The organism is Ruegeria sp. YTSA226 (assembly GCF_059609905.1).
The window spans coordinates 67,079-88,848 of record NZ_JBXWMQ010000015.1 but is presented as its reverse complement, the minus strand read 5'-3'; the positions used below and the strand labels follow the sequence as shown (position 1 = coordinate 88,848).

The following is a 21,770-nucleotide window of genomic DNA, read 5'->3' as shown; positions in this document are numbered from 1 at the left end:
AAAAATGGAGCATCCACATGGCCGATTTCCCATCCCACGACCTGACCACCGCCCCCGAAGGGTCCAAACCTCTGTTGGAAAAATCTCAGGCCGCGTTTGGCCGCTTGCCCGGCCTGCATAAGGTGATGGCCGAAAGCCCACAGCATCTGGAAGGCTACCAGGTTCTACATGGCCTCTTCATGCAGACCGATTTCGACAATGACGAAAAAACCGTCGTCTGGCAGACCATCAATGTCGAGAACGAGTGCCACTATTGCGTGCCCGCCCATACCGGCATCGCCAAGATGATGAAGGTGTCGGATGACATCACCGAAGCGCTGCGCAACGAAACCGCGCTGCCCAATGCCAAGCTCGAGGCGCTGCGGACATTTACGCTGCAGATGATGCAGACCCGTGGCAATCCCACCGAGGCGCAGCTGCAAGCCTTCTTTGACGCTGGTTATTCGCACCGCGCCGTGTTGGACGTGGTGCTGGGCCTGGCGCAGAAAACCATGTCGAATTACGTCAACCACATGGCACAGACCCCAGTCGACGAAGTAATGCGCGGCTTCTTGTGGGAACGTAAGGTCAGCGAACCGGCCTAATCGACGATCGAGCCCTCATCACCTTCGGTGACAACCAAGGTCTGGGCGCGGTCCCCCAATTCTGCAAACAGTTCAGGCCCGGTGCCCGTCATCCAGGCCTGAGCCCCCAACGCGCTAATCTCTTCATAAAGCGCGGCGCGGCGCCCGGCATCCAGATGGGCGGCAACCTCATCCAGCAACACAATCGGCGGTGCCCCGATCATCCCGGCCAAAGCGCGCGCGTTGGACAGGATCAGCGAGACCAGCAGCGCCTTTTGCTCACCGGTCGAGCAATCCTTGGCCGGAACGCCCTTGGCGGCAAAGACGCCGTACAGGTCAGACCGGTGTGGCCCGACCAGTGTGCGCCCCGCCGCCAGATCGCGAAAGCGGCTTTCATTCAGCCCCTCTCGCAGATCATCCGCCGTTTCCGGCATGGCACCTTCGGTTTGAACCAGCTCAAGATCAGCCGATGGAAAACCCGTTTCGGCCTGATCCTGTGCTGTGCGCAGATGATCCAGAGCGGCCATGCGCGCCACATGGATGCGATGCCCGGTTTCGGCCATCTGCCCCTCAAGCGCCGCGTACCAATGGGCATCGCGCACCTGTTCTTTCAGTAGCCGGTTGCGTTCGCGCATGGATTTTTCATAAATCAGTGAGGCTTCGGCGTGGGCAGGATCAAAGCTGAGCGCGATGCGATCGAGAAATCGCCGCCGCCCCTCAGCCCCCTCGATCCACAGCCGATCCATCGAAGGAATCAACCAGACAACCCGCGCCAGTTTACCCAGATCAATCTGACTGGCGGATTTGCCATCAATCCGAACCTGCCGCGCCGTGCCGCCTTCGGACCATGTCTCGATCTCGTAATGCTGTCCCTGTGCTTGCAGCAGACCGGATAGCTTCCAGCCCAGCGCCTCGGGGCGACGCGTCATCTCGGCAGCACTGGCCCGCCGCATGCCACGGCCGGGTGAAAACATCGAAACAGCTTCAAGGATATTGGTCTTACCCGCGCCGTTGGGTCCGTGAATGGCAACCGGGCGGCCATCCAGCGACAGGCGCGCCAGTTTGTGAGAGCGAAAATGCGAGACCGTCAGTTCGGTCAGGGCCAAGGTCATGACCCCTCTCTTTCCTCAGCGATCAGCCCCCAAAGCCGATCAGACACGCATCGGCATGACCACATAGACCGCGCTCAGGTCATTGCCTTCGCGCATCAGGGTCGGATCACCAGCGGAGTTGAACAGGAACACCGCGTTTTCGCGATCCACCTGAGAGGCAATCTCCAGCAGGTATTTTGCGTTGAAACCGATCTCGAGCCGTTCATCTGAATAAGCGACGGCCAGCTCTTCTTCGGCGGCACCGCTGTCCGGGGCATTGACCGAAAGAACCAGTTTATCCGTATCCAGCTGCAGCTTGACCGCGCGCGAACGTTCAGACGAGACCGTCGCAACCCGGTCGACGGCCTGCGCAAACTCAGCCGCATCCACTTCCAGTTGCCGCGTGTTGCCCTGCGGGATGACCCGTGTGTAGTCGGGGAATGTGCCGTCGATCACCTTCGAGGTCAGCGTGATATCCGGCGTTGCGAAACGCACCTTGGTTTCGCTGACGGAAACGGCGATATCCATCTCGTCATCATCCAACAGCTTGCGCATCTCACCCACGGTTTTGCGTGGCACGATCACGCCGGGCATATCCGCAGCCCCATCCGGAAGGTCTGCGTCAATGCGCGCCAGACGGTGACCATCGGTGGCCACACAGCGCAGCACCTTGCCGCCTTCGGAGCCATCTGAAACATGCATATAGACGCCATTCAGATAGTACCGCGTCTCTTCGGTTGAGATGGCGAATTTCGATTTGTCGAACAAACGGCGCAGCAATGCTGCCGAAGCCGTAAAGTTCGACTGGTATTCCGATGAGGCCATAACCGGGAAATCTTCTTTCGGCAGAGTCGCCAGAGAGAAGTTCGATCGCCCGGCTTCAACCGTCAGGCGACCTGCCGCACTGTCGGCGGTCAGGGTGACCAGCGCGCCATCGGGCAGCTTGCGCACGATCTCGTGCAGGGTTGTGGCGGCAACCGTGGTGGCGCCGGCCTTTTCCACCTGCGCAGGGGCCTTGTCGACCACTTCGATATCCAGATCGGTGGCGCGGAACATGGCCTGATCGCCTTCGGCCTCGATCAGAACATTAGCAAGTATAGGGATCGTGTTGCGTCGTTCGACGACGGATTGGGCCTGGGAAACGGCCTTGAGAAGGGTGCCGCGTTCGATGCTGATCTTCATACCCTTAATTCCTCTGACTTGCGTGCCGAAAATGGGCGGGACTGGCACGTTAGCGCCTCCGCCCCGAGGCACAAGGATTTTTTATGGATTTCTGAGTCGGTTTGCCCGCAGGGTCAAGAGGCGCGTGACCCTGCGGTCACAGTTCATAGCCAACCGTGGACTATTGCGCACAAAAAAAACGCCCCGGCCATCAAGATCCGGGGCGCCTGTTTAATGCCTAGAAGATACTCAGGCTTCCAGCGCGCGACGCAGCATTTCCACGTCTTCGGCGATTTGGCCATCGGTTGTCTTCAGTTCTTCGATGCGTTTGACGCCATGCATGACCGTGGTGTGATCGCGTCCGCCAAACCGACGGCCAATCTCGGGCAAAGAGCGGCTGGTCAGCTGTTTGCACAGATACATCGCCACCTGACGCGGGCGCGCATAGGAGCGCAAACGCTTGGGGCCTATAATGTCGCTAAGGCGGATATTGTAATATTCTGACACTTTGCGCTGAATCTCTTCGACGGTAATCTTGCGTTCTGACGCGCGCAGCACGTCCGCCAGGCAATCCTGCGTCAGCTCCATGTCGATCTCTCGCCCGACAAGCGAGGCAAAGGCAAACAGCCGGGTCAAGGCCCCTTCCAAAACACGCACATTGGTCGAGATGCGATGGGCCAAGAATTCCAGCACCCCATCTACGATAGTCACGTCAGGATAGGTGCGGCTGTATTGCTGAACCTTGGTTTGCAGGATGCCCAGACGCAGTTCGTAATCGGTGGGATGCAGATCGACGACCAGACCACATTGCAGGCGTGATTTCACACGGTCCTCCAGGTCCTTGATCTCGCCCGGGGCGCGGTCGGCCGAGATGATGATCTGTTTGTTCTGGTCTACCAGCGCGTTGAAGGTGTGAAAGAACTCTTCCTGAGTCGAATCCTTTCCAGCGATAAACTGGACGTCATCAACCATCAACACATCGACCGAACGGAACAGGTGTTTGAAGTCCATCATCCGGCGTTCCCGCAGCGCCTGCACAAAGCGGTACATGAATTGTTCCGCCGACAGGTACAGAACATTCAATTCGGGATGTTTAGTCTTTAGTTCCCAGGCGATGGCATGCATCAGGTGGGTTTTACCCAAGCCGACACCGCCATACAGAACCAGCGGGTTAAAAGTCACGGGGCCACCTTCGGACACACGACGCGCGGCGGCATGGGCCAGCTCGTTGGGCTTGCCGACCACAAAGCTGTCAAACGTGAAACGAGAATCCAACGGCGCCGCCTGCAGGGATTCCAACGCATCATTCGCGGTCGCGGATAAAGTCTGCGTTTGCGCTTCCTGAAGGCGGGCAGGCGCAGTTGCCACGTCGTTCGAAGGACGTACCGGAGAGTTCGCTGCCACTCGGAACGCGAGGCGCTGTACAGATTCTCCAGCGGTGTTCATCTCATACAGGATAAGATCCGCAAAATTCTGGCTCACATAATTGCCCATAAAGTTCGTCGGAACCGAGAACACCGCTACACCGTCCTGCAGCTCTTGGAATTCAAGAGGCTCGATCCAGGTGGTATAGTTGTTCTTTCCGATCGCCTTGAGCAGTTTGTTACGCAGTAGTCCCCATTTCTCTTGTGTCATTAAGCGCCTCACGCATCCCATTCTTTATTGGCCTGTCGGCCTTATTACTAAGCCCCGGTCGCCCGGATCACGATGTCACTCGCAAAAGGATACCCTGCGCCAAACCGCAGAAGTTTGGCGGGTTTGTCCCTGAAAGTCAGCACAATCCAAACTCGTGACATCCAGCACCTGAATATCCCGAAAAGCGGCCTGCGCTTCGCAATCTTATCTTTAGACAGGGCTCGGATCCTCGGTTACCCCAAGACCCTCAGCAGATCAGCAAACCGGTTTATCCGGATGCCAACATTCGTTCCTCGACCGCTCTGATGCCCGTCAGTACAATCGTAGGAACAGCCTGTCCCCCCAAGCGAGTGAATCGCTGTATCAGTGGTAACAAGAGGCCGACGTCTGCGGCAACGAAACTCTGATATTGACTCGGGTCTTTGTGCGAAAGAATCTCTCGGCAACGTGAAGACGCGGTATTCTGGCAACAGCAAAAGGGCGCCGCGATATGCGACGCCCTTCGGAATAGTTCAGCCATGCTTACGTGACCCTAGGTCACATAAAGACTCAGCCCAGCGATTTAACGCGGGCCGACAGACGGGACATTTTGCGGGAGGCTGTGTTCTTGTGGAAGACGCCCTTTGTGACGCCGCGCATCAGTTCGGGCTGAGCTGCGCGCAGAGCAGCAGTTGCTGCGTCCTTGTCACCGGATGCGATTGCTTCTTCTACTTTGCGCAGATAGGTGCGGATGCGCGAACGGCGTGCTTTGTTTACGGCGAAACGCTTTTCGTTCTGACGAGCGCGTTTTTTTGCCTGGGGCGAATTTGCCATGTGTCTCTGACCTTTGTTCGGTACGGTTATGTAGAATGCGCGCCGCGGATATCCGCACCGGATCAGAAATCACGAGTGTGAGTCGGGCCAAGCGGGCCGCACGCGCATGTATAGCGGCGGTGCATAGACAAGTTTTGAGGCTTTGCCAAGCCGATTCTTCACTGCTGAGCCGCGGGCAAGAAAAAGGCGGGCTCAGCCCGCCTGTTCGATACATATTTCGTGGCCGGTTTACTTGTCCCGGAACTGAGCCGAGCGTTTTTCCAGAAAGGCTGCCATGCCTTCTTTCTGGTCCTCGGTGGCGAACATCGAATGGAACACCCGGCGCTCGAACAACATACCTTCGCTCAACGGCACTTCATAGCTGCGGTTGACCGCCTCTTTTGCCGCCATGGTCGACAGTTGCGATTTCTCGGCAATTTTCTGGGCCACGCCAATGGCTTCTTCGATCAACTTCTTGGCCGGTACAATCCGGCTGACAAGACCAGAACGTTCAGCCTCTTCCGCGTCCATGAAGCGACCGGTCAGATTCATGTCCATCGATTTTGACTTGCCAACGAACCGGGTCAGACGTTGGCTGCCGCCCAGCCCTGCAATAACGCCCAGATTGATTTCAGGCTGGCCAAACTTGGCAGTATCGGCGGCAATGATGAAATCGCACAGCATCGCCAATTCACAGCCACCGCCCAGCGCATAACCCGCAACTGCTGCAATGATAGGTTTGCGGATGGCCGAGATACGATCGTTGGCCTCGGCAAACAGGTTGACAGTGAAGACGTCAACAAAGCTCATCTCGGACATTTCCTTGATGTCCGCACCTGCGGCAAAGGCCTTGTCCGAGCCTGTGATGACGACGCAGCGTACCTTGTCGTTTCCATCCGCCTCTTCCAACGCGGTGCACAATTCACCCAGCAACTGAGTGTTCAGCGCATTCATCGCATCGGGGCGGTTGAGTTTGATGAGGGCGACGTGGTCTTCGATTTCGACGATGATCGTCTCAAAAGCCATGAGTTAGAGCTTCCGGTTGTTCCGTTCAGGTACGATTCCTTACCACGCGAAAAACTTGGATCAAGCTATCTTTGGCATTGCACACAATAGAAGGATGAGCGACCGGACTGGGTGATTCTCTTGATTTCTGCCCCGCAACCCCCTGTCCTGCAGGGCGCACCCTCGCGCCCGTAGACATCAAAGCTGTGCTGAAAATATCCAAGTTCTCCATCGGCTTGCCGGAAATCCCGCAGTGACGATCCACCTGCCTCGATCGCCTCCTGCAGCACTTGACGGATGATCGGAACCAACGCGGCAACGCGGGTAGAAGAAATCTGTCCCGCTTTGCGACGTGGCGACACTCGACCCCGATACAACGCTTCGCAGACGTAGATATTGCCCAGTCCTGCAACGATTCCCTGATCCAACAGCGCTGATTTGACCGGTGTGTTCTTGCCTTTGAACGCTTCGATCAGATGCTGTTCATGAAAATCATTGCCCAAAGGCTCCGGTCCCAGGACCGATAACAGCTTATGATGCTCGGCGGTTGCCGTAGGTAGCAGGTCCATCGCACCAAACCGACGTGGGTCATTGAAGGTGATCCGAGCACCATTGGCCATGTGAAACACCACATGGTCATGTTTCTCGGGCATGGGATGGGTATGCGCAAATTGGCCCAGTGGATCACCCGAGACCGTTATCCGCCCGGACATGCCCAGATGAATCAGTAACGTTTCGCCACTGCTAAGATCAGCTAGAATGTACTTGGACCGCCGCCGCAACCGATCGACCCGCTGGCCGGTCAACCGTTCGGCCATCCGGTCAGGAAACGGCCAGCGCAAATCGGGGCGATTTACATCCGCCTGTTCGATCACGATACCTTCCATCGCCGGGGACAGGCCGCGTCTTACTGTCTCGACCTCGGGCAATTCGGGCATTTCCTGGCTCCTATTCCAAAGGGCCGCATTGTGCCCGGTTCTTATCGCCCTATAACAGAGGCGAAATTCGACAAACGGCAAGGCAAATGTCCGACAACAGCGACAAGACCACTCATTTCGGGTTCGAAACCGTGCGCGAGGCCGACAAGGCCGGGCGCGTGCAGGGCGTGTTCAACTCGGTCGCCTCAAAATACGATGTGATGAACGATGTCATGTCGATGGGCATTCACCGGATCTGGAAAGACGCAATGATGGACTGGCTGGCCCCACGCCCCGGTCAGCGCCTGCTGGATGTGGCGGGCGGTACCGGCGATATCTCGTTCCGGTTCCTGAAACGCGCAGGCCGTGGCCATGCCACCGTTCTGGACCTGACCGAGCCGATGCTGATCGAAGGCCGACAGCGGGCCGAGGCGGATCAGATGTCGGACAGTCTGAATTGGGTGGTAGGCGATGCGATGGCCCTGCCGTTCGAGGATAACACCTTTGACGTCTACACGATCTCCTTCGGCATCCGAAACGTGACCCGTCCGCAAGAGGCATTGAACGAGGCCTACCGCGTATTGAAACCCGGCGGCCGCTTGATGGTTTTGGAGTTCAGCCAGTTGCCCAATGACGGGCTGCAGAAACTCTATGACCTCTACAGTTTCAATGTCATCCCGCGCATGGGGAAGCTGATCGCCAATGATTATGACAGCTATCAGTATCTGGTCGAATCGATCCGTAATTTCCCGGATCAGGATACTTTCCTGAACATGGTCCGCACCGCCGGGTTCGACAACGCGAAATACCGTAACCTGACCATGGGCATTGCCGCGCTGCATTCCGGCTGGAAAATCTGATGCGCGGCCCTCACAATATCATCCGCTTGATCCGGACCGGCGCGACGCTGGAACGGACAGGTGCCATGAATGTCGTTCTGGACGCGTTCGAAGCACCACGCGCCCTGCGCGTTCTGGCCCACACCCTGGGCAAACCCTTTCAATGGCTGGGTTACAAAGGCGATCCGTCGATGCCCCCAGCCACCCGTGCCCTCACCGCCCTGGGACCTGCCTATATCAAGTTCGGTCAGGTTCTGTCCACGCGGCCCGACGTGGTTGGAGACGAACTGGCAGAACAGCTACGCGTGCTGCAGGACAAACTGCCCCCGTTCTCCAAGGCCGAGGCCATGGCCGAGGTCGAGAAAGAGCTTGGTCAACCCGTCGTCGAGATATTCGATGAGTTCAGCGAACCGATTGCGGCCGCCTCAATCGCCCAGGTCCATAAGGCCAAGTTGGTCAGCACAGGCGAGGATGTCGCCGTCAAGGTTTTGCGGCCGGGGATCGAACGTGCCTTCCGCAAGGATGTTGATGCGTTCTATTTCGCTGCCCGAATCGTGCAACTCTTCGCCCCCGGCGCGCGCCGCCTGCGCCCGATGGAAGTGATCGAACATTTCGACGGCGTCGTGCGTGGCGAGCTGGACTTGCGTCTGGAAAGCTCGGCTGCCTCGGAATATGCCGCTAACACCAAGGACGATGCCGGTTTCTGGTTGCCCCCCGTGGTCTGGTCCCTGTCGGCGCGTCGGGTAATGACACTCAGCTGGGCAGATGGCATCCCGCTGGGCGACAATGGCGCACTGGATGCAGCCGGTCATGACCGCCGCGATCTGGCCGAACGCGTGCTGCGCCTGTTCCTGCTGCATGCTCTGCGCGACGGCTATTTCCACGCTGACATGCACCAGGGTAACCTGAAGGTCGCGGCAAATAGCGATATCATTGCCTATGACTATGGCATCATGGGCCATATCGACGAATACACCCGCCGGGTCTATGCCGAGATTCTCTTTGGCTTTATCCGCCGCGATTACAAACGCGTGGCCGAGGTGCATTTCGAGGCCGGATATGTCCCCGCCAACCAGGATGTCGATGAATTCGCCCGTGCCCTGCGCGCGGTTGGAGAGCCGATCTTTGGTATGAACGCCACCCATATCTCAATGGGACGGTTGCTCAGCTATCTGTTCGAAGTCACTGAACGCTTCGGCATGGAAACCCGTACCGAGCTGATCCTGCTTCAGCGTACAATGGTCGTGGTCGAAGGCGTCGCGCGTTCACTCGACCCGCAAATGAACATCTGGGAAGTCGCCCGGCCCGTGGTCGAAGACTACATCAAACAATCCATCGGCCCCCGCGCCGCACTTCGCGATCTTGGCAAAACGGCAATGGTTCTGGCCCGGTTTGGTCCGCGGCTTCCAGCACTGGTGGAAAACGCATTGATTTCCCAAACCCAAAAAGATGAGCCGACACCGTCGCGCCTATGGTCCGTTGCCTTGCCCGCCACCATTGGTGCCGCTACCGGCGCGGCCCTCGTCCTATTGCTGACAAGCTTCAGCTAAACCCAATCCCGCCCGCTTCATCTGGCCAAAAATACCTTCGGGGGGAATTGCGCCACAGGTGCTATGGGGGCCAGACAGCCCCCCTGCTTGGTTCGGTTTCAGAGCAGCTCAAAGGCAATGGCAATGCCCTGACCGCCACCGATGCACATGGTGACCAAACCCTTGGACCCGCCCGTGCGCTCCAGCTCATACAGGGCTTTCAGCGTTATAATCGCACCGGTTGCACCCACCGGATGGCCCAGCGCAATCGCCCCGCCATTCGGGTTTACCTTGGCGGCATCCAAGCCCAGCTCTTTGTTCACGGCCAACGCTTGCGCGGCAAAGGCTTCGTTGCTTTCGATCACATCGAAATCACCCAGCGTCAGGCCCGTCCGCGCCATCAGGTTTTGCACCGCAGGAACCGGACCAATGCCCATCACCTCGGGGCGTACGCCTGCGTGGCCATAGCCCAGAATGCGTGCCTTGGGTTTCAAGCCGGCCTTCTCGGCCGCCTCCGCCGTGGCCAGTACCATCGCCGCCGCACCATCGTTGATGCCCGACGCGTTGCCTGCCGTCACCCGGCCATCCTTGCGGAAGGCAGGACGCAGCCCGGCCAGCGCCTCGGCGGATGTCTGTTTGGGATGCTCGTCGACCATGAAATCGACCATGTCGCGCTTGACCTTGACCTGAACCGGCGTGATCTGGCTTTGGAAATACCCCGCCTCCAGCGCAGCCGCCGCACGGGTTTGGCTGGCCATCGCGAATTCATCCATCTGCTCACGGGTGATCTGGTGCTCATCAGCAACGTTTTCCGCCGTAATGCCCATATGGCCAGTGCCAAACGGGCAGTTCAACGCGCCCAGCATCATATCCATCGAGGTGACATCGCCCATCTTCGCTCCCCAGCGCGCCTGTGGCACGATATACGGACTCCGCGACATGCTTTCGGCGCCACCAGCTACAGCGAATTCGGCGTCGCCCAGCATCAGGGACTGTACCGCCGACACAATCGCCTGCGCACCGGACCCGCACAGACGGTTTACGTTCATCGCGGGCGTTTCAACGGGGATACCGGCCTGCTTGGCCGCGGCGCGCGACAGGTACATGTCGCGTGGTTCGGTATTAATGACATGACCAAACACCACATTGCCGATTTGCTCGGGCGCAACTCCAGATCGCTCCATCGCCGCTTCAGTCACAACGGTCGCCAGATCAATCGGCGCAGTTGAAGCCAAGGCGCCACCAAATGTGCCAATCGCGGTGCGCGCACCATCAAGAATGACGATATCTTTCATGTCTCTTCTCCTCGTGGATTTGCGGGCACTATGCATCCAGCCATTGGAACTGTCCCATAGGACGTACCGTCACAAGCGGAATTGACATGAGGCCACCAAACGCGCATGAGATTCCGTCATGACGGAAAATTCAGACGATATCCTGACGCGCCTGCCCGCCCGCCTGAAAGAGGCCCGCCGCGCCAAAGGCCTGTCGCTGGAAGCTGTGGCCAATCTCAGCGGCGTGTCCCGATCCATGGTCAGCCAGATCGAACGCGGTGAAAGCAGCCCGACGATCTCGACCCTGTGGAACCTGACCCGCGCCCTGCAGGTGGACTTCGCTGGCCTGCTGGAAGAGGCCAATAACGCCAATCAGATCGAAACCCTGCGCAGCGACGAAGTGCCCAGCATCGACAATATGGGCCAGAATTGCCGCATCCGCATCCTCTCCCCGCCCGAAGAGGCCGGTGGCCACGAGGTCTACGATATCCGCTTTGACAGTGATGGCGCGCTGAACAGCCAACCACACGCCCGCGGCGCGCATGAACAGTTGACGGTACTTGAAGGTGCGGTGCGCGTCACCTCGGGCAGTGCCGTCAGCGAACTGAACCAGGGCGACACCGCGCGATACGCGGCCGACGTTCTGCACTCAATTACTGCCAAGAAGCCAGCAAGGGTGTTCCTGATCGTCAAAAACGCCTGACACCGGCGCATTTCCGCCTTTACGGAAATTTTTCCTTCATACTGTAATTCCCCTATTTGGGAATTTCATCCGTTATGTTAGACATGCGACTCAGTTGAACGGAGATCGCCATGTCAGATGCATTCCTGTCCCATGTCACCGACACCCTCGTGCAGATCGAAGCGGAGGGTCTGTACAAGCGTGAACGAATGATCACCTCGCCCCAGGGCGGCGAGATTACTGTGGGCGACAGGCAGGTCATCAATCTGTGCGCCAACAATTATCTGGGTCTGGCCGATCATCCGGCACTGATCGCCGCCGCCAAAGACGCGATGGAACCCAAAGGGTTCGGCATGGCCTCGGTCCGGTTTATTTGTGGCACACAGGACATTCACCGTGAGCTGGAACAGAAGCTGGCACAATTCCTGAATAAGGACGATGCGATCCTGTTTGCAGCCTGTTTTGATGCCAATGGAGGGCTGTTTGAGCCTTTGTTAGGGCCTGAAGATGCCATAATCTCGGACGGTCTGAACCATGCCTCAATCATCGACGGGGTACGGTTGTGCAAGGCCAAACGTTATCGTTATCTGAACAACGACATGAACGATCTGGAGGCCTGGCTGAAGCAGGCACGCGAGGACGGCGCGCGTCACATCATGATCGCGACAGACGGTGTGTTTTCGATGGATGGCTATCTGGCTAACTTGCCGAAAATCCGCGAACTGGCGGACAAATATGACGCCATTGTCATGGTCGATGACTGCCATGCCACCGGATTCATGGGTCCGAACGGGGCCGGTACACCGGATCATTTCGGTGTCGCTGTGGATATTCTGACGGGAACCTTGGGCAAGGCACTTGGGGGGGCAATCGGCGGTTATATCGCCGGGCCGCAGCCGGTGATCGACCTGCTGCGGCAGCGGGCGCGGCCCTATCTGTTCTCAAATTCGCTGCCGCCTTCAATCGTTGCTGCCGGGATCGAAGCCATCCGTCTGGTCGAAGAGGGCGACATGCTGCGCGCGCAACTGTTCAGCAACGCCAAATATTGGCGCGCGGGGTTGGAAAAGTTGGGTTTTGACCTTCTACCCGGCGAACACCCGATCATCCCGGTTATGCTGGGCGAAGCACAACTGGCACAGGACGTGGCCGCAAAGCTGTTTGACGAAGGCGTTTATGTTTCGGGCTTTTTCTTCCCCGTCGTCCCGCGCGGTAAGGCACGGATCAGAACGCAGATGAATGCGGCGCTGACAAAGGATGAGCTGGACCGTGCGCTGGCCGCCTTTAGCAAGGTCGGCAAAGAGCTGGGGATCATCTGATGCGACCCAATACGATGAAAGCGCTGGAAAAATCCAAGCCCGAGGAGGGCTTGTGGATGGTGCAGGCCCCGGTCCCCGAAATCGACCCTGATGAAGTGCTGATCCGCATCAACAAGACCGGCATCTGCGGCACCGATATCCACATCTGGAACTGGGACGACTGGGCCGCCGCCACGGTGCCCACCCCGATGATCACCGGCCATGAATTTGCCGGTGAAATCGTTGAGATCGGGCGCAACGTGACCGGGCTTGAGATCGGCCAGCGCTGCTCCGGCGAGGGGCACCTGATCACAACCGACAGCCGCCAAAGCCGCGCTGGCAAGTTCCATCTGGATCCCGGCACGCGCGGAATCGGCGTCAATGAACAGGGTGCCTTTGCGCAATACCTGAAACTGCCTGCCTTCAACGTGGTGCCCCTGCCCGATGACATTCCCGACGAAATCGGAGCCATTCTCGACCCGTTGGGGAATGCTGTGCACACTGCACTCAGCTTTGATCTGCTGGGTGAGGATGTGCTGATCACCGGTGCAGGCCCCATCGGCATCATGGCCGCCGCCGTGGCCCGCCATGCAGGCGCGCGGCATGTGGTGATCACCGATATCAATCCGGACCGCTTGACGCTGGCTGCGCATGTTGTGCCAACATTGCGCCCTGTCGATGTGACCAAGGAAGATTTGCAGGACGTGATCGTCGAACTGGGCATGCAGCAGGGTTTTGACGTCGGGCTAGAGATGTCAGGTTCACAAATTGCACTGGACCAGATGGTCGAGGCACTGGTGATGGGCGGCAAGATCGCTCTGCTGGGCATCCCACCTGGAAAATCCCCCGTGGACTGGTCCCGCATCGTATTCAAGGCCATCACCATCAAAGGTGTCTATGGGCGCGAGATGTTCGAGACCTGGTATAAGATGATTGCCATGTTACAGAACGGTTTGGATGTCAGCCGAGTGATCACGCACCGTTTCAAGGTTGATGAATTTGCCAAGGGCTTTGGCGAGATGAAATCAGGTCGATCCGGCAAGGTTGTTCTGGATTGGACCTAACCCTCTGGCGTTAAACGGCTTCACCCCCTAAACAGGAGGGAACTCAGGTGTTTGGAGGCGCAGATGAGCGACAAGGACAACCGGTATCTTGAACGCGGGATCGAGGACACTCTGGTCACGGATTTCGCCGAAACCCACCGCAAGAGCTATGGCGACTTCCTGCAGCTCAAAACCCTACTGAATCTGCAAAAGACGTTTCAGGATCCCGCGCAACCAGATGAGATGCTGTTCATCATCATCCATCAGGTCAGCGAGCTGTGGCTGAAGCTGATGCATCACCAGCTGGTCGAAGTGCGCCGCTTTCTGCAAGAGGACGAATTTGGCCCGGCAATGAAGAATCTCGACCGGGTCAAAGCAATCCAGCGGCAGTTGATTTCCGCGTGGGAAACGCTTCTGACCATGACCCCCGCCGATTACATGACCTTTCGGCAAGCACTTGGCAGCTCCTCGGGATTTCAAAGCTATGGCTATCGTCAGATTGAATTCATTCTGGGCAACAAGGATGCCTCGAACCTGAAGGTTCACCAGCATGATCCCGAAGTCATGGAATTATTGGATGCCGCACTGACCAAGCCTTCGCTTTACGACGAAGTGCTGCACATGCTGGCCCGGCAAGGGTTTGACGTGCCTGATGACCTGCTGAACCGTGACTTTGCACAACCTTATTCCGGCGACCCGCGCGTGGTGAAAATCTGGGCTCAGGTGTTTCACAATACCGATCAGTATTGGGACCTCTATGCGCTGGCCGAAAAGCTGATGGACGTTGAATCCCTGTTCCAGCGCTGGCGGTTTGACCATGTCACCGCGGTCGAGCGAGTTATTGGCAACCAGCCAGGTACAGGCGGGTCTAGCGGTGTGTCGTTCCTGCGCAAAGCGCTGGACTTGCGATTCTTTCACGATCTCTACGATGTGCGCACCGAATTGATGTATAGCGGGCAGGAGTAGGCGATGCTGTATCGTGGTTTCACTCAGACAGAGCTGGAGCAGGAGTATTCTCCCAGTTCGATGGTTGGCGGCGATCTGACACCCTATCTTGAAAGCTACGCCGCGCTGAGTGCGCAGAACCGCGCCCGGATGGAATGCCGGGAAAACCTGCCCTTCGGCGAAACATCTGAACAGGTGCTCGACTTCTTTCCTGCGTCGACGGCCAACGCTCCGCTGCATGTCTTTATTCACGGAGGTTACTGGCAGGCGCTCAGTCAGCGTGAGTCGGCGATGATGGCCCCTACACTGGTGGAAAACGGGCAAGCCTTTGCAACGCTGAACTATACGCTCGCACCTGAGGCCCGACTGGATCAGATGATCAAAGAGTGCCGCGATGCCCTGCTTTGGCTGGGATCACAGGCGACGGCCCTTGGGTTCGATCCGGCGCAGATCACCTTGTCGGGGCACAGCGCCGGGGCACATCTGGCGGCCATGATGATGGCGACTTCAGCCGATGCGCTAGCCCGCGCCGGCTTGCGGGTACGAGAGGTGATTCTGATTAGCGGCGTCTATGATCTTGAACCGATCAGCCTGACGCCGGTGAATGACCCGCTGCAACTGACCCCGGTCGAAATACACGATCTCTCACCCATTCTGCACCTGCCCGCCCCCGGTCCGCGTTACCATGTAACCGTCGCCGAGCGCGACACACCCGAATTCATTCGTCAAAGCCGGGACTATGCGGAATTGCTGCGTAAAGGCGGGCATTCTGTCAGTTTTGATCTGCAGAAAGGGATGCAGCATTTCGACATCATCATGCACGCAAGCACGTTCCTGCCGGCTCCTCGGTAGTCATAGGCGTTGGGCGAAAGAATATTCTGACCTTTGCGTCATGCACTGAGCCAGTCGCCATATCCCTGCATTTGTGGCGGTACCGCAAGTGTCCGGTTTGAGCCTAGAGTGACAGATGCTGCGCTAGCTAGGAATGGCAGCGGTGCGCTAATGTCGACTCTGCAAAGTTGAACGAACGGAGTACACGGAACTTTTATCGCGCTCTCATCCATTCTGGTGCAGAATTCTCCAAACCGATCGATGATCGAATTCGCAGTTGGTGAAAAAAATCACGCTTTGACTGTCATCTGAAGCATTAGTCACTGGCTCAAAAGAGCCGAAAGCTGCTTTGCTCCCTTCTGAAGTATGCCCAGAAACGACATCAGACTGTTGACGTCATGACGTTGTGTCGGCGCGTGAACCGAAAGCGTGCCTACCAATCGGCCTTGTCCATCCTGAACGGGTACGGCTAGGGCAGTCATTCCGGTCATGAATTCCTCGTCATCGGTGGAATAACTATTCTCAGAGATACGTCGGATCTCCGATCGCAATGCCTTGGGATCGGTCAGCGAGCGTTCGGTTTGTGGTTGTAGATGTCCTGCCGAAAGAAACCCATCCAGCTTTCTTTGCCGTAGTGTGGACAGGTACATCTTGCCGCTGGCCGTGCAATGGAAGGGCACCTGTGTCCCGACCGGCAGTTGAATTCGCAGGGGCCACTTCGTTTCCACCCGGTCGAGATAGATCATGCCCTCGCGGTCTGGAATGGCGAGATTACATGTCTCGCCAACAGTTTCAGCCACACTGCGCAAGATCGCCAGTCGCGCAGTGCGCAAATGCTCGGACGACATGGTGTTGACCGATAGCAGTCGCAACCGGTGTCCCGGGCCATATGATCTGCCATCGAGATCCCGCTGCAGAAACCCTTCGGCTTCTGCGGTTTGCAGCAGACGGTGAATTGTTGGCTTGGCCAGACCTAATGCCTCAATCAGATCCGAAGGTTTTACGGAAACGCCACGCCGCGCCACCTCCTCGAGGATCAGCAGGAGGCGGAGGTTGGTTGGTATTTGAGTTTCTTTTTCTTGTGTTTCCGTCTCGGCCATCCTGCAACAGTCTAGCTATTTGGAAGCAGTATCAAGGCCAGATCGGGCACAAGCGACACTAAAATCCAAACCGAAAGAAGCGCCACCAGATAGGGTACCGTATACCGAAGCAACCGGAAATAGGGTACTCCTGTTACTCCTGAAGCCACATAGAGGTTCAGCCCATAAGGTGGTGTGATGAATCCAATGGACGCCCCCACAAGGAAGATCACCGAGAAATGGATTGGATCAATCCCAACCGAGGCCGCGATTGGCGCAAGAATTGGGGCGAGAATTATGGTTACAGGTAGGCTTTCCAAAACCATTCCAGAAAAGAAAACGATCACCATCGATGTGAACAGAACCGCATAGTATCCACCCATTGAAGTCACGAAGTCCCCGATTGTCTGCTGCGCGCCGAGCAATGACAAGATCTGTTGCATCACCACTGATATCGCGATCAGCGGTGCGAGGATGCCAGTGATCTGGGCCGAGCGGATGACGATCGAGGGGATCTCGGGGATCGTAAAGCCTTCGACCACAAACATTTCGGCGTAACTCTTCTCGGTTGGCGATATGTCGTTTCTGGCCCCCATAATCCGGTTGATCGGATAGCTGACCAAACCAGCGATCACACAGAAGCCAACCGTCACGCCCGCGGCTTCTGTCGGGGAAAACTTGCCTGTGTAGATGCCCCACAGCACCAGCCCAATGGCGAAAAATCCAAGCCAGGCGCCAAATGCCGTTTTCAGTATCCGGTTGAGCTGCAAAGGGATCAGATGGCCCCACCCGTTCATGCGGCAAATGATCCAGCACGCGAATTGCATACCAAAGACCATGAGCGCGCCCGGAAGAATGCCCGCCACGAACAACTCGGAAATAGGAAGGTTCATCAAGAAGCCATAGACGATGAAGATAATGGAAGGCGGGATAATGATCCCTACAGTACCCCCTGCCGCAGCGGTCGCCGCGCTGAACCGTTCGTCATAGCCACCTTTGACCATCTCGGGGTGCAGCATCGAACCAATTGTGGCTGTCGTCGCCGAGTTTGATCCCGAAATCGCCGCGAATAACCCGCAGGCACCAAGCGATGCCATCGCCAACCCACCACGTATCCAGCCCAGACAGGCATAGGCGAAATCGCTGAGCCTTCGGGCAATACCAGACTTGTTGATCAGGTCTCCGGTCAGGATAAAGAGCGGCATCGCGAGCAGGGCAAAGCCTTTGTTGAACACGTTCAACAGTTCGGCCCCCATATTGTCCAGCGTCAAGCCAAGGACGAATGAGCAGCCGATCACCCAATAGCCGATGACCAAAAACACCGGCACGCCCAGCATGAACAGAAAGGTAACCCCAAGTGAGATCAGTGTAACCAAAGTTCCGTCTGTCATCAGTCTGCTCCGATCACGGCCTGCTTGATCAGCGGCTCACCTGTTTTCCAGTTTTGCAGATCGTCGGCGAGGTTCTGAAACACACGCCCGATCATCAAAAAGAACGAAAGAGGCGCGGCCAGCAAAAACCACCACTGCATGATATTGTCCGTGCCGAGAACGATCTGAAAATTTGACGCCGATAACGCAACCAGTCGCGTGGTCGTCACGATGACGATCACGGCAAAGATGAACCACAACACCGCATCAAGGATCAAACAGGCCAACTGCCCGCCTCGGGGCATTGCGGTGCGGAACTCATTGAAACTCAGATGCGTCCGCAGGCGAACATTGTACGTGGCCCCGAACCACGCCATCACCATAAACAACAAGGGAGGGATAGTGGTGGACCACGGTTCTTGATCGTTGAACACGAATCGGTCGATCACGCCCCAGAAAATGATCAACGCAATGGCGAGGTAAGAATATACCATCACCGACCGCTCCAGATGGCGCTCGATAAACGGCACTGTCCGATAGATCAGCATGATCACGAATCCGCCCATGGCTGAAATAACCGCGCCCATCACCCATGCGGCGTCCGATTCCAGCGCCGATTGAATCTCGAACGAATCCTGGCTGAGAAAGGCACTGAAGATCGCGCCTGTGTCTGCCCAAAACGACATGTACCCCGTCCTCCCAGTCGGTGTGTATTAGAACCGGCCCGCTTGGGACCGGTTCGTCTTTTGTATCAGGCTTTGCCTTTCCACCAACGGCGCGGTTCTACGTTTTCCGGCAGGGTGTCTGCCGGAATCTCTCGCGCGATGTCGTAGATTTCCTGATAGGTATCGATGCCACCGGCCCATTTGTTCAAACGCTCACGCCACTGCGCCCAAGGTTCGGGGTTGTAGTTCGGGGCGCACATCTCTTCGGCCAGTTTGATCTGATCATCTGGCAGGAATGCCGGACGTACTCCATTTTCGGCGAAGATAGTATCAGGCAGCTGCGGTTCCGAGAAACCGACAGTGTTCAGCAAAGCCGCTTCATTGGCACCTTGAATCAAAGCCTGCGTAAAGTAGGAAGACTCCATCACAGCATCCTGCAGCTCCCCGCCCAGACTGTCGAACACTTTGGCCGACATTGAGGTATGTTCAGTGCCGCAGAAGAATTTCAGGTTAACTGACTGCGACACCACTGGAGCCATATTGGCATATGCGACGGCCGATGCCCACGTTTCAGCCCCGTCGATTAGACCAGTCTTCAACGCATCCAGAGTTTCTTCCCATGCAACCGGTACCGGATTCAGGTTCAACAGCTGCATCGCAATGCGTCCCAGCTGTGTACCCGTCACACGGTTCTTTGTGCCGAACAGCTCTTCCAGTTTGGTGACGGTCGGCTTGTCGGCAAAGGTCGAACCCATTTGCAGGCCGCGCAATTCACAGTGGGTAAACAGGAACTTCAGGCCGTGCCGTTTCTCCAGCGGATCACGCAGAATGCGCTGGCTCGCCGGGCTGTAGAAGAAGTGATACTGCGCTGCCCGGCTGGGGAACATGTAAGCATAGTCCAGCACGTTGAGATACGGCGCGCCTCCAGCCGAGTTCTGGGTTGAGGCCGCGTAAATATCAACAATGCCCTGCTGAGTTTTTTCAACACAGCTCAGCTGCCCGCAGATCTGGTTGTCGCCAATGAACTCGATCCGAATTTCACCGTCCGTGCGCTCTTCCAGATCGCGTGCAAACTCGATCGCGCCGGCGCGTTCGATCAGCAGATTGCGGGTGTTAAAGCCCGATGCGCCGAATTTAAGCGTGTGCTTTGGCTCTTTCGAGAAGCGCTTTTCATAGGTTGATTCGGCTGCCTGCGCCAGATTCGCCAGGCTCATCGCGCCACCGAACCCACCTGCCGCCAGCAGTGTCGAACTCATGCCATACCGCCCGGCCACACGAAAAAAATCTCGCCGGGAAATGCCGCTTAGTTTCTTACCGATCTCCATTGCCTACCTCCCTGATCGCAATTAATGAGACGTTTTGTATCAAAAAAGGCTAGTATATTTCTCGCATCTTGCATAGAGTTTTTTTCAGTCGCGTCGGGAGGAGACAGTTATGGAAGTCGATTATGCGGTAGTCGGAGCAGGATCTTCGGGCTGTGTCATTGCCAACCGTTTGAGTGCTGATCCCAATACGACCGTCGCATTGCTGGAGGCTGGCGGTCGCGACACCAACCCGTGGATTCACATTCCGGTCGGATATTTCAAAACAATGCACAACCCGTCGGTTGACTGGTGCTATCGCACTGAACCCGATCCGGGGCTTAATGGACGATCCATAGACTGGCCACGAGGCAAGGTGCTGGGCGGCTCATCCTCGCTGAACGGGCTGCTTTATGTCCGCGGCCAGAAAGAAGACTACGATCGCTGGCGGCAAATGGGCAATGAGGGATGGGGGTGGGACGATGTCTTGCCCCTGTTTAAACGTTGCGAAGATCAAGAACGCGGTGAAGATGAGTTTCACGGCATTGGCGGGCCTTTGTCTGTTTCGAACATGCGCATTCAACGCCCCATCTGCGACGCCTGGGTTGCCGCAGCACAGGTTGCAGGCTACCCATTCAATCCCGACTACAACGGTGCTGAACAAGAGGGCGTGGGGTATTTCCAGTTGACCACCCGCAACGGCCGTCGCTGCAGCGCGGCTGTGGCTTACCTCAAACCCATTCGAAGTCGTCAGAATCTGAACATCATCACCAACGCATTTGTGACACGCTTGGTTTTGGACGGGAAAAAGGCGACCGGGCTGGTTTACCGGGACAGGTCGGGGGTCGAGCGAACTCTGAAGGTTCGACGCGAGATTATCCTGTCTGGCGGCGCGATCAATTCACCCCAGATCCTGATGTTGTCGGGGATTGGAGACCCGGACCACCTCAAAGAAAACGGAATCGAACCGCTTCACGCCCTGTCTGGCGTTGGTAAGGGCTTGCAGGATCATTTACAGGCGCGCCTGGTGTTCAAGTGCAATGAACCAACACTGAATGATGAAGTCCGCAGCCTCTTCAATCAGGCGCGCATCGCTCTGAAATATGCACTGTTCCGTGCCGGGCCTATGACAATGGCGGCCAGCCTTGCCACCGGCTTTATGAAAACGCGCCCGGATGTAGAGACACCCGATATACAGTTTCATGTCCAACCCTGGTCCGCTGACAGCCCGGGCGAGGGCGTACACCCGTTCTCGGCCTTTACAATGTCGGTCTGCCAGCTGCGCCCGGAAAGCAGGGGGGAGTTGCGCCTGAACGGCCCCGATCCGTCCAAACACGTCAAGATCATACCGAACTACTTGTCCACAGAAACAGATTGCAGGACCATAGTCGATGGCGTGAATATCGCGCGGCGAATTGCCAAGAAAAACCCTTTGGCCTCGAAGATTTCGGAAGAGTTTCGACCAACAGAAGATCTGAATTGCAACGACTATGACGCTACGCTGGATTGGGCCAGGTCGAATTCGACCTCAATCTACCACCCAACCGGCACCTGTGCGATGGGAAGCTCTGAGGCATCTGTTGTCGATCCTAAACTAAGGGTTCACGGACTAGAAAATCTGCGCGTGGCCGATTGTTCGATCATGCCCGAGATCGTCAGTGGCAACACCAACGCACCGGCAATCATGATCGGGGAAAAGGCGAGCGATTTGATAATCGCGGATGCCTGACATGCCCTCCATCTTGCCTGTGTG

The 21,770-nt window shown here is 57.0% G+C and carries 20 protein-coding genes; 9 read left to right on the top strand and 11 right to left on the bottom strand.

The annotated features are described in order from the left end of the window. Positions 1 to 17: 17 nt before the first annotated feature. On the top strand, positions 18 to 584 hold the full coding sequence (locus AC2FFF_RS16405; RefSeq protein WP_142638218.1) for a carboxymuconolactone decarboxylase family protein: 567 nt from the start codon (positions 18 to 20) through the stop codon (positions 582 to 584). On the opposite strand, the gene recF is transcribed toward AC2FFF_RS16405, so the two are convergent. From recF to mutM, 6 genes are all read right to left on the bottom strand, one after another. Beyond that, a complete protein-coding gene (recF, locus tag AC2FFF_RS16400) occupies positions 581 to 1,675 on the bottom strand; it encodes a DNA replication/repair protein RecF (protein WP_281973597.1) in 1,095 nt (364 codons plus the stop codon). The genes AC2FFF_RS16405 and recF overlap by 4 nt on opposite strands. A gap of 39 nt (positions 1,676 to 1,714) precedes the next feature. Continuing rightward, positions 1,715 to 2,836, bottom strand: coding sequence for a DNA polymerase III subunit beta (gene dnaN, locus AC2FFF_RS16395; protein WP_271950744.1), 1,122 nt, complete (start codon positions 2,834 to 2,836; stop codon positions 1,715 to 1,717). A gap of 228 nt (positions 2,837 to 3,064) precedes the next feature. Then, positions 3,065 to 4,450, bottom strand: coding sequence for a chromosomal replication initiator protein DnaA (dnaA, locus tag AC2FFF_RS16390; protein ID WP_281973596.1), 1,386 nt, complete (start codon positions 4,448 to 4,450; stop codon positions 3,065 to 3,067). 549 nt (positions 4,451 to 4,999) lie between these two features. Next, positions 5,000 to 5,263, bottom strand: coding sequence for a 30S ribosomal protein S20 (gene rpsT, locus AC2FFF_RS16385; protein WP_281973595.1), 264 nt, complete (start codon positions 5,261 to 5,263; stop codon positions 5,000 to 5,002). A gap of 228 nt (positions 5,264 to 5,491) precedes the next feature. Then, positions 5,492 to 6,268 carry an acryloyl-CoA hydratase gene (acuK, locus tag AC2FFF_RS16380; protein ID WP_142638228.1) on the bottom strand — a complete coding sequence of 259 codons (777 nt, stop codon included), beginning with the start codon at positions 6,266 to 6,268 and terminating at the stop codon, positions 5,492 to 5,494. A 65-nt stretch (positions 6,269 to 6,333) separates the two neighbouring features. After that, positions 6,334 to 7,185 (bottom strand): bifunctional DNA-formamidopyrimidine glycosylase/DNA-(apurinic or apyrimidinic site) lyase, encoded by an 852-nt coding sequence (gene mutM / locus AC2FFF_RS16375; RefSeq protein ID WP_281973594.1) that lies wholly within the window; start codon positions 7,183 to 7,185, stop codon positions 6,334 to 6,336. Positions 7,186 to 7,271: 86 nt separating this feature from the next. Here mutM and ubiE point away from each other — a divergent pair, with 86 nt between their 5' ends. After that, positions 7,272 to 8,024 (top strand): bifunctional demethylmenaquinone methyltransferase/2-methoxy-6-polyprenyl-1,4-benzoquinol methylase UbiE, encoded by a 753-nt coding sequence (gene ubiE, locus AC2FFF_RS16370; RefSeq protein ID WP_142638232.1) that lies wholly within the window; start codon positions 7,272 to 7,274, stop codon positions 8,022 to 8,024. Next, complete coding sequence (gene ubiB / locus AC2FFF_RS16365) at positions 8,024 to 9,553, top strand: 2-polyprenylphenol 6-hydroxylase (protein ID WP_281973593.1); 1,530 nt, start codon at positions 8,024 to 8,026, stop codon at positions 9,551 to 9,553. Before ubiE ends, ubiB begins: the two co-directional genes overlap by 1 nt. A gap of 98 nt (positions 9,554 to 9,651) precedes the next feature. On the opposite strand, the gene AC2FFF_RS16360 is transcribed toward ubiB, so the two are convergent. Further along, complete coding sequence (locus AC2FFF_RS16360; RefSeq protein WP_281973592.1) at positions 9,652 to 10,827, bottom strand: acetyl-CoA C-acyltransferase family protein; 1,176 nt, start codon at positions 10,825 to 10,827, stop codon at positions 9,652 to 9,654. A gap of 118 nt (positions 10,828 to 10,945) precedes the next feature. On the opposite strand from AC2FFF_RS16360, the gene AC2FFF_RS16355 reads away from it, so the two are divergent. From AC2FFF_RS16355 to AC2FFF_RS16335, 5 genes are all read left to right on the top strand, one after another. Then, complete coding sequence (locus AC2FFF_RS16355) at positions 10,946 to 11,509, top strand: helix-turn-helix domain-containing protein (RefSeq protein ID WP_142638238.1); 564 nt, start codon at positions 10,946 to 10,948, stop codon at positions 11,507 to 11,509. Positions 11,510 to 11,619: 110 nt separating this feature from the next. Beyond that, entirely contained in the window at positions 11,620 to 12,804 is a 1,185-nt protein-coding gene (locus AC2FFF_RS16350; RefSeq protein ID WP_281973591.1) for a glycine C-acetyltransferase, read from the top strand. Between the two features lie 14 nt (positions 12,805 to 12,818). After that, positions 12,819 to 13,847: an L-threonine 3-dehydrogenase gene (gene tdh, locus AC2FFF_RS16345; RefSeq protein WP_281973599.1), complete on the top strand. Its 1,029-nt coding sequence runs from the start codon at positions 12,819 to 12,821 to the stop codon at positions 13,845 to 13,847. Between the two features lie 63 nt (positions 13,848 to 13,910). Continuing rightward, positions 13,911 to 14,792: a tryptophan 2,3-dioxygenase gene (locus AC2FFF_RS16340; RefSeq protein WP_281973590.1), complete on the top strand. Its 882-nt coding sequence runs from the start codon at positions 13,911 to 13,913 to the stop codon at positions 14,790 to 14,792. A gap of 3 nt (positions 14,793 to 14,795) precedes the next feature. Further along, a complete protein-coding gene (locus AC2FFF_RS16335) occupies positions 14,796 to 15,623 on the top strand; it encodes an alpha/beta hydrolase (RefSeq protein WP_142638243.1) in 828 nt (275 codons plus the stop codon). Between the two features lie 299 nt (positions 15,624 to 15,922). Here the strand turns inward: AC2FFF_RS16335 and AC2FFF_RS16330 are convergent, their stop codons facing one another. From AC2FFF_RS16330 to AC2FFF_RS16315, 4 genes are all read right to left on the bottom strand, one after another. Next, positions 15,923 to 16,702 carry an IclR family transcriptional regulator gene (locus tag AC2FFF_RS16330; protein WP_142638245.1) on the bottom strand — a complete coding sequence of 260 codons (780 nt, stop codon included), beginning with the start codon at positions 16,700 to 16,702 and terminating at the stop codon, positions 15,923 to 15,925. 11 nt (positions 16,703 to 16,713) lie between these two features. After that, positions 16,714 to 18,072, bottom strand: coding sequence for a TRAP transporter large permease (locus tag AC2FFF_RS16325; RefSeq protein ID WP_142638247.1), 1,359 nt, complete (start codon positions 18,070 to 18,072; stop codon positions 16,714 to 16,716). Further along, complete coding sequence (locus AC2FFF_RS16320) at positions 18,072 to 18,737, bottom strand: TRAP transporter small permease (RefSeq protein ID WP_281973589.1); 666 nt, start codon at positions 18,735 to 18,737, stop codon at positions 18,072 to 18,074. Before AC2FFF_RS16320 ends, AC2FFF_RS16325 begins: the two co-directional genes overlap by 1 nt. Positions 18,738 to 18,802: 65 nt before the next feature. Next, a complete protein-coding gene (locus AC2FFF_RS16315; RefSeq protein ID WP_281973588.1) occupies positions 18,803 to 20,041 on the bottom strand; it encodes a TRAP transporter substrate-binding protein in 1,239 nt (412 codons plus the stop codon). Positions 20,042 to 20,150: 109 nt separating this feature from the next. On the opposite strand from AC2FFF_RS16315, the gene AC2FFF_RS16310 reads away from it, so the two are divergent. After that, a complete protein-coding gene (locus AC2FFF_RS16310; protein ID WP_281973587.1) occupies positions 20,151 to 21,746 on the top strand; it encodes a GMC family oxidoreductase in 1,596 nt (531 codons plus the stop codon). Positions 21,747 to 21,770: the final 24 nt, after the last annotated feature.

Excerpts from the sequence above, each read along its gene's own strand:
- rpsT (WP_281973595.1), bottom strand. The coding sequence starts at position 5,263 with ATGGCAAATTCGCCCCAGGCAAAAAAACGCGCTCGTCAGAACGAAAAG.
- dnaN (WP_271950744.1), bottom strand. The coding sequence starts at position 2,836 with ATGAAGATCAGCATCGAACGCGGCACCCTTCTCAAGGCCGTTTCCCAG.
- AC2FFF_RS16355 (WP_142638238.1), top strand. The coding sequence starts at position 10,946 with ATGACGGAAAATTCAGACGATATCCTGACGCGCCTGCCCGCCCGCCTG.
- ubiB (WP_281973593.1), top strand. The coding sequence starts at position 8,024 with ATGCGCGGCCCTCACAATATCATCCGCTTGATCCGGACCGGCGCGACG.
- mutM (WP_281973594.1), bottom strand. The coding sequence starts at position 7,185 with ATGCCCGAATTGCCCGAGGTCGAGACAGTAAGACGCGGCCTGTCCCCG.
- AC2FFF_RS16340 (WP_281973590.1), top strand. The coding sequence starts at position 13,911 with ATGAGCGACAAGGACAACCGGTATCTTGAACGCGGGATCGAGGACACT.
- AC2FFF_RS16335 (WP_142638243.1), top strand. The coding sequence starts at position 14,796 with ATGCTGTATCGTGGTTTCACTCAGACAGAGCTGGAGCAGGAGTATTCT.
- AC2FFF_RS16320 (WP_281973589.1), bottom strand. The coding sequence starts at position 18,737 with ATGTCGTTTTGGGCAGACACAGGCGCGATCTTCAGTGCCTTTCTCAGC.
- AC2FFF_RS16310 (WP_281973587.1), top strand. The coding sequence starts at position 20,151 with ATGGAAGTCGATTATGCGGTAGTCGGAGCAGGATCTTCGGGCTGTGTC.
- AC2FFF_RS16330 (WP_142638245.1), bottom strand. The coding sequence starts at position 16,702 with ATGGCCGAGACGGAAACACAAGAAAAAGAAACTCAAATACCAACCAAC.
- AC2FFF_RS16325 (WP_142638247.1), bottom strand. The coding sequence starts at position 18,072 with ATGACAGACGGAACTTTGGTTACACTGATCTCACTTGGGGTTACCTTT.
- tdh (WP_281973599.1), top strand. The coding sequence starts at position 12,819 with ATGAAAGCGCTGGAAAAATCCAAGCCCGAGGAGGGCTTGTGGATGGTG.
- recF (WP_281973597.1), bottom strand. The coding sequence starts at position 1,675 with ATGACCTTGGCCCTGACCGAACTGACGGTCTCGCATTTTCGCTCTCAC.
- ubiE (WP_142638232.1), top strand. The coding sequence starts at position 7,272 with ATGTCCGACAACAGCGACAAGACCACTCATTTCGGGTTCGAAACCGTG.
- acuK (WP_142638228.1), bottom strand. The coding sequence starts at position 6,268 with ATGGCTTTTGAGACGATCATCGTCGAAATCGAAGACCACGTCGCCCTC.
- AC2FFF_RS16315 (WP_281973588.1), bottom strand. The coding sequence starts at position 20,041 with ATGGAGATCGGTAAGAAACTAAGCGGCATTTCCCGGCGAGATTTTTTT.
- AC2FFF_RS16405 (WP_142638218.1), top strand. The coding sequence starts at position 18 with ATGGCCGATTTCCCATCCCACGACCTGACCACCGCCCCCGAAGGGTCC.
- dnaA (WP_281973596.1), bottom strand. The coding sequence starts at position 4,450 with ATGACACAAGAGAAATGGGGACTACTGCGTAACAAACTGCTCAAGGCG.
- AC2FFF_RS16360 (WP_281973592.1), bottom strand. The coding sequence starts at position 10,827 with ATGAAAGATATCGTCATTCTTGATGGTGCGCGCACCGCGATTGGCACA.
- AC2FFF_RS16350 (WP_281973591.1), top strand. The coding sequence starts at position 11,620 with ATGTCAGATGCATTCCTGTCCCATGTCACCGACACCCTCGTGCAGATC.